We start from the raw sequence: 6757 nt of genomic DNA on the forward strand, positions 1-6757 counted from the left end.
ATAGTCTGCCGTCAGTTCGGCAAGCGACAATGACGAGGGATGGATGACGAACAAGATCTATGACGGCCCGAAGGCTGCTCTCGACGGACTGCTGTTCGACGGCATGACGATCATGTCCGGCGGCTTCGGCCTGTCGGGCAACCCCGAGAGCCTGATCCCGGAGATCCGCGATTCCGGCGTGAAGAACATCACCGTGATCTCGAACAATGCCGGCGCTGACGGCTTCGGCCTGTGGATGCTGCTGCAGACCCGGCAGATCAAGAAAATGATCGCGTCCTATGTCGGCGAGAACAAGCTGTTCGAGCAGCAATATCTCGCTGGCGAGCTCGAGCTCGAGCTCAATCCGCAGGGCACGCTGGCCGAGCGCATCCGCGCCGGCGGCGCCGGCATCCCCGCCTTCTACACCAAGACCGGCGTCGGCACGGTCGTCGCCGAGGGCAAGCCGGTCGAGGAATTCGACGGGCAGCTCTATGTGCGCGAGACTTGGCTCAAGGCCGATCTCGCCATCGTCAAGGCCTGGAAGGCCGACACCGCCGGCAATCTCGTCTATCGAAAGACCGCGCGGAACTTCAATCCGAACATGGCGACCGCCGGCAAGGTGACGGTGGCCGAGGTCGAGGAGATCGTGCCGGTTGGCTCGCTCGATCCCGAGGCGATCCACACCCCCGGCATCTATGTCGACCGCGTCATCAAGAGCACGATCAACGAGAAGCGCATCGAGAAGCTGACCGAGCGCAAGAGGGAGGCAGCCTGATGGCCTGGACCCGCGAAGAAGTCGCCGCCCGCGCGGCCAAGGAGCTGAAAGACGGCTTCTACGTCAATCTCGGCATCGGCATCCCGACGCTGGTGGCGAACTACATTCCTGCAGGTGTGGACGTCACGCTCCAATCCGAGAACGGCCTGCTCGGCATCGGGCCCTTCCCCTATGAGGGTGAGGCCGATCCCGACCTGATCAATGCCGGCAAGCAGACCATCACCGTGCTGCCGAGCTCGAGCTTCTTCTCCTCGGCCGATTCCTTCGCGATGATCCGCGGCGGCCATATCGACCTGACCATCCTCGGCGCCATGGAAGTCGCCGCCAATGGCGACATCGCCAACTGGACGATCCCCGGCAAGATGGTGAAGGGCATGGGCGGTGCGATGGACCTCGTCGCGGGCGTGAAGAAGGTCATCGTCGTGATGGACCACGCCAACAAGGCGGGCGAATCCAAGGTGCTGGAGCGTTGCTCGCTGCCGCTGACCGGCGCCGGCGTCGTCGACATGATCATCACCGATCTCTGCGTGATGACCTGCGACAAGGCCAATGGCGGCGGCCTGACCCTCATCGAGCTTGCGCCAGGCGTCACCCTCGACGAGGTCAAGGCCAAGACCGGTGCGCCCTTTACGGTCGCGCCTGCACTGGCCAAGGCCGCGTGAGCCGCGCCGGAGGAGGCATTCTGTGATTCCGTCAATCGCCACGGTCTGTGTCTCGGGCACGCTTCAGGAAAAGCTCGAGGCCATCGCGGCGGCCGGCTTCACGGCGGTCGAGATCTTCGAGAACGACCTGATCGCCTTTCCGGGCTCGCCGACGGAAGTACGCCGCATCTGTGCCGATCTCGGCCTCGAGATCGTCACCTGCCAGCCCTTCCGCGATTTCGAGGGCATGCCGGAGGGGCGCCGCCAGCGTGTCTTCGACCGGGCCGAGCGCAAGTTCGATCTCCTGCAGGAGCTGGGCACGGACCTGCTTTTCGTCTGCTCCAACACCTCGCCGGAAGCGCTGGCCGGCATCGACCGGCTTGCCGCTGACTTCGCCGAGCTGGGCGAGCGGGCCGGGCGGCGCGGCCTCAAGGTCGGCTACGAGGCTTTGGCCTGGGGACGGCACGTCTTCGACTATCGCGATGCCTGGGAGATCGTGCGCCGCGCAAATCGGCCCGAGGTGGGGATCGTGCTCGATTCCTTCCATATCCTGTCCCGCAAGCTCGATCTGTCCGCCATCGGCACGATTCCGCGCGATAAGATTTCGATGGTGCAGATGGCCGATGCGCCGCTGCTGCAGATGGACCTCCTCTCCTGGAGCCGGCACTGGCGCTGCCTGCCGGGGCAGGGCGAGCTCGACCTCGCCGGCTTCATGCGCGCGCTGGTCTCCACCGGCTATGACGGCGTGCTCTCGCTGGAGATCTTCAACGACCGCTTCCGCGCGGGCTCGGCCCGCTCGGTGGCGCTCGACGGGCATCGCTCCCTGATCTGGCTGCTCGACGAGACGGCACGGCAGATCGGCAAGCCCGTGCCGGGTGTGGTGCCGATGCCGCCGCCCGGGCCGGTCCAGGCGGTGGAGTTCATCGAATTCGCTGCCTCGGAGGCGGAGCGGCCGGGCTTCGAGAAGCTCCTGCGCGCGCTCGGTTTCAGCCGCAAGGGTGCGCATCGCTCGAAGGATGTCGATCTCTGGCGCCAAGGCGATATCCGCATCGTGCTCAACAGCGAGGCGGACGGCTTCGCCCATAGCTACCAGATCACTCATGGCACCTCGGTCTGTGCGCTGGCGCTGCGTGTGCCGGATGCGCAGGCCGCGATCACCCGTGCGAAGGCGCTGCTCGACGTGCCGCATGCCGGCGCGATCGGACCGGGCGAGCTCGATATCCCCGCCGTGCGCGGGCTCGGTGGCAGCCTCGTCTATTTCCTCGATCGCACCTCGTCGCTCGGCCGCTGGGCCGAGGTCGATTTCGAGGCGACGGAGGAAAGTGACGCCGAGGCCGGGCTGACCGGCGTCGATCATGTCTCGCAGAGCATGCAGTACGAGGAGATGCTGACCTGGCTGCTGTTCTACTCCTCGCTGTTCGACACGAGGAAGGCACCGAGCCAGGCCGTGCTCGATCCCGGCGGCGTGGTCCAGAGCCAGGTGATCGAGAGCGGCCTCGACGGAGAGCCCGGTCATGGCCTTCGGCTCATCCTCAACGGCTCGCAGAGCCACCGAACACTGTCGGCACGTTTCATCACCGATTTCTTCGGCTCGGGCGTGCAGCACATCGCCTTCGCGACGAACGACATCGTGGCGACGGTGGAGCGGCTCATCGCCAATGGCGTCGCGATGCTCCCGATCCCCGAGAACTACTATGACGATCTGGAAGCCCGGTCCGATCTGTCGGCCGAGGAGATCGACCGGCTCAAGGCGCTGAACATCCTCCATGACAGCGATGCCGGCGGCAGCTTCCGGCAGGCCTATACGCAGACGCTGGATGGCGGGCTGTTCTTCGAGATCGTCCAGCGCGACGGTTATGCGGGCTATGGCGCGGTCAATGCCGGCATCCGCCTGACGGCGCAGGCGAGGCTCGCGCGGCCGATCACCATGCCGGCTCTCGGGCACGGTTGAGCGACGGAGGTGCCCCGCTCGAGAGGGCGGGGCAGGGAACCGTGAGCCCGTTCACGCCTGATTTCGTGCCGCGGCGCGATGCGGCCGGCGATCAATCGCCGATCAGATAGCAGGCTTCGGCCTCGGCCAGACGCTTCGCCTCGTCGAGATCGGCCGCCGATGAGGCGTGAATAGCGAAAAGCGCATCGCCGGCGTGGACCTGTTCGCCCACGCGCATTTTCAGGTCGACCCCGGCGGATTTGTCGAAGGGCGCTCCGGCACGGCGCGCGATGCCGGCCACCGCCCAGCCGTCGATCTCCTCGATCAACCCGGAGCGCCCGGCGCGCACCGTATGCACCAGCAGACCTGGCTCGATCGGCGGCGCGCGCCGGCCCTGGGCATCGATGATCGCCTCGAAGGCCCGTGCCGCGGCTCCGCTTTCCAGCAGCGCGACGGCCCGCTCCCTGCCTGCTTCCGGGGAGCCGATGTCGGGATCCCATGCGAGGATGCGGCTAGCGAAGAACAGGGCCTTCTCCAGCAGATCGGGCGGCGCCTGCGGGTCGCGGTTCAGGACCCATCTGACGTCCCGGACTTCCAGCGCCGGGCCGATGCCGCGTCCGATCGGCCTGCTCCCATCGGTCGGATAGGCCTCGACCACCAGGCCGAGCTCCTGCCCGACGAATTCGAACAGGCGAGCGAGCTCGGTGGCCTCCTCCAGCGAATGCAGTTTTGCGCGAGGGCCGTAAGGGAGATCGACGATCACATTCGTCGATCCCGCCGTGAACTTCTTCGACAGGATCGAGGCGACCGACCAGCGATTGGAATCGATGCCGAGCGGCCGCGTGATCGCGTTCATCACATCGTCGACGACGGAATGGTTGAGCCGTCCGTTCCAGGCGATGCAGGCCCGGGCCTGTTCGAGGCCGCGGCGCAAGCCGGCCGGATCGAGCTCGACATTCGCCACGACCTCCATGGCGTCCGCCGTGCCGGCAGCCGAGGTGATGGCACGCGAGGAGGTCTTGGGCATCAGGAACTTGCCGTGCGCGGCAATGATCGGGACGACGATGAGGGTGATGCGGCTGCCGGGAATACCGCCCATGGAATGCTTGTCGACGACGATCCGGTCAGGCCAGGCGATTCGCTGCGAGAAGCCGGTGCGGACGCGCGCGAGCGCGGCCACCTCGCGGTCGGTCAGCTTCTGCGTCGCGGCGACCAGGAAGGCGGCCACCTCGGCATCGGGATAGCGCGATTCGACGATATCCCGGATCAGCAGGCGATACTGCTCCTCGGAGAGCGCCTCGCCACGGAGCTTGCCGGTGAGGGCTTCGCGGCTTTCGGGTGAAGGCGTTCGCCGGATCGTCACCTCGCTGCCTTCGGGCATCGCGAATTCGGCGAAAGCTTCGGCCGAGAGGCCGATCTCGTCGGCTCCCAGCAGCCCGGACGGCTCGACCGCCTGCACCTCGGCGCGAACCGCCGCCATGCCGCTGGAGAGCTCTATCTTGCCCGGCCCGAGATAGTCGCGTCCATCGACCGTGCCACCGACGGGCAGATAGGCGCAGAAGCGCCTGCCGGTCAGGAAGGGCATGCGCCTCAGGGTCAGGTAATTGGCCGCGTTCTCGATCGCGGCCACGAAGCGTTCGACGCCGACCGACGGGGTGTCGTCGTTGAGAACCTCGACGCGCCGAACACCTGCCGGCGGCGGTTCGACGACGCGCGCGAGCCTTTCGCAGATAGCTCCGGAATCCTCGCGCCCACGCTCCGCGATGCGCCGGGCCAGGACGGCTGCAGGCGCGACCACCTCCACCAGGACCAACCTAGCGGCGCGTCGCGAGAGGGCGGCGACGACCGCCCTGGACCCGTTGGCGACGACATGCCTGCCGGCTGCCAGCTCTCCTTCAAGAGAGGCCGGAAGCCCGTAGCGCAGGCCATGGGCCTCCCAATCGATCAGGAACTCCCCGGCCGTCCTGCGGCCCTCGAATTCCGTATCGGATACCGCCTCGTGGTCCTCTCCGGGCGAACCCGCGGGCCGCGTGATCGCCCGCTTGGCGAAGACGTAGCGCCCCGTCGCTTCCAGCGCCTCGCGGGCGCCGAGCATCAGCGTGTCTTTCCCGGCACCGCTCGGGCCGATGACGAAGAACAGCGTGCCGGGACGCATCGCCGCCGCTCACGCCTCGTCGAGGCCGATATCCACCGCGACCGCAGCCTGCGTGATCTTGCTGGTCGAAATATAGTCCACGCCGGTCTCCGCGATGGCGCGGATCGTGTCGATCCTGATTCCGCCGGAGGCTTCGACCTTCGCGCGCCCACCGATGATGGCGACGGCCTCGACCATGTCCTTGATCGACATGTTGTCGAGCATGATGACGTCGACATCGGCGGCGACGGCCTGGTGCACCTGTCCGAGGTTGTCGCACTCGATCTCGAGTTTCGTCAGGACGGGCAGCTTCTTGCGGGCCCGCGCGACGGCGGCGGCGATGCTGCCGCAGACGGCAATGTGGTTGTCCTTGACCATGACGCCGTTGTCGAGGCCGAGCCGGTGGTTGAGACCGCCACCGCAGCTCACGGCATGCTTCTCCATCATGCGCAGGCCCGGCGTGGTCTTGCGGGTGTCGATGAGCCTGGCCTTCGTGCCTTCGATCGCCGCCACATAGCGCGCGGTCTCGTTGGCGATGCCGGACAGGCGCTGGGCGATGTTGAGGGCGGTGCGTTCGGCCGTGAGCACGCTGCGGGCCGCTCCCTCGACCTCGACCAGGACGGCGCCCTTCTCGACGCGGTCCCCGTCCCTGACGCGCAGTTTCACCTTCAGCGTCGGGTCGTAGCGCTGGAATACGCGCGCCGCCACCTCGACCCCCGCGACGATCATCGGCTCGCGGGCGTTCATGTAGAACGCGCCGACCTCGTCCGGCTCGATCATGACCTGGACGGTGAGATCGCAGGCCCCGATGTCCTCGATCAGCCAGTGATCGATCAAGCGGTCAGTGGCGAAAACGTCGTACATCTCGTCCCCTCGCGATTTCAGCGCATAATTTGTTTGTATACGAATGATAGGGTCGGTTTTTCGTCGCTGTCAATCGGACTTTGCCGCTTCCGTCGAAGCTGCGGTCCGGTGCCTCCGGTCGCCTTCGGGTGGGGGCGGCCCGCATCGGGGGGATGTCTTAGTGTCGGGCCTTGGCGCGTTCGGCGCCCAGGCCGTCCATGTTCACGCGGGGGGAGGGTTCTCTCTGGCGACCCGCTGCGCGGGCGCCTGTATCTGCACTGCCTCCGGCCGGGGTTCAATCCCGTATTCTATTTCTCGACGAAGGCCTTTTCGATGACGTAGTCGCCGGCCTCGCCGTGGTTGCCTTCCTCAAGGCCGCGCTCGGCGAAGATCGTCTTGAGGTCGGCCAGCATCTGCGGCGAGCCGCAGAGCATGAAGCGGTCGCCCTCGGGGTC

At 66.7% G+C, this 6757-nt stretch carries 5 protein-coding genes and 1 pseudogene; 3 read left to right on the plus strand and 3 right to left on the minus strand.

The features are described from left to right. Window positions 1–43: 43 nt before the first annotated feature. The 3 genes from GGC47_RS23765 to GGC47_RS23775 are packed head-to-tail and all read left to right on the plus strand — an operon-like array spanning window position 44 to window position 3346. Entirely contained in the window at window positions 44–754 is a 711-nt protein-coding gene (locus GGC47_RS23765) for a CoA transferase subunit A (protein WP_429069180.1), read from the plus strand. Beyond that, window positions 754–1416, plus strand: coding sequence for a 3-oxoacid CoA-transferase subunit B (locus GGC47_RS23770; protein WP_038365674.1), 663 nt, complete (start codon window positions 754–756; stop codon window positions 1414–1416). Before GGC47_RS23765 ends, GGC47_RS23770 begins: the two co-directional genes overlap by 1 nt. A 22-nt stretch (window positions 1417–1438) precedes the next feature. After that, window positions 1439–3346: a bifunctional sugar phosphate isomerase/epimerase/4-hydroxyphenylpyruvate dioxygenase family protein gene (locus tag GGC47_RS23775; protein WP_038365675.1), complete on the plus strand. Its 1908-nt coding sequence runs from the start codon at window positions 1439–1441 to the stop codon at window positions 3344–3346. A 91-nt stretch (window positions 3347–3437) separates the two neighbouring features. On the opposite strand, the gene phnN is transcribed toward GGC47_RS23775, so the two are convergent. From phnN to GGC47_RS23790, 3 genes and pseudogenes are all read right to left on the minus strand, one after another. Continuing rightward, entirely contained in the window at window positions 3438–5480 is a 2043-nt protein-coding gene (gene phnN, locus GGC47_RS23780) for a phosphonate metabolism protein/1,5-bisphosphokinase (PRPP-forming) PhnN (protein WP_429069184.1), read from the minus strand. Between the two features lie 9 nt (window positions 5481–5489). Then, window positions 5490–6323, minus strand: a complete 834-nt coding sequence (gene nadC, locus GGC47_RS23785; protein WP_429069186.1) for a carboxylating nicotinate-nucleotide diphosphorylase — start codon at window positions 6321–6323, stop codon at window positions 5490–5492. 287 nt (window positions 6324–6610) lie between these two features. Next, window positions 6611–6757 (minus strand): annotated as a pseudogene (locus GGC47_RS23790) (ferredoxin--NADP reductase); the annotation flags it as partial.

It is taken from the genome of Allobosea sp. OAE752, assembly GCF_050433265.1.
GTDB classification, from domain to species: Bacteria; Pseudomonadota; Alphaproteobacteria; order Rhizobiales; family Beijerinckiaceae; genus Allobosea; species Allobosea spartocytisi.

Bases quoted from the DNA above. Each gene is read 5' to 3' on its own strand.
- GGC47_RS23770 (WP_038365674.1), top strand. From the start codon at position 754: ATGGCCTGGACCCGCGAAGAAGTCGCCGCCCGCGCGGCCAAGGAGCTG.
- nadC (WP_429069186.1), bottom strand. From the start codon at position 6,323: ATGTACGACGTTTTCGCCACTGACCGCTTGATCGATCACTGGCTGATC.
- phnN (WP_429069184.1), bottom strand. From the start codon at position 5,480: ATGCGTCCCGGCACGCTGTTCTTCGTCATCGGCCCGAGCGGTGCCGGG.
- GGC47_RS23765 (WP_429069180.1), top strand. From the start codon at position 44: ATGACGAACAAGATCTATGACGGCCCGAAGGCTGCTCTCGACGGACTG.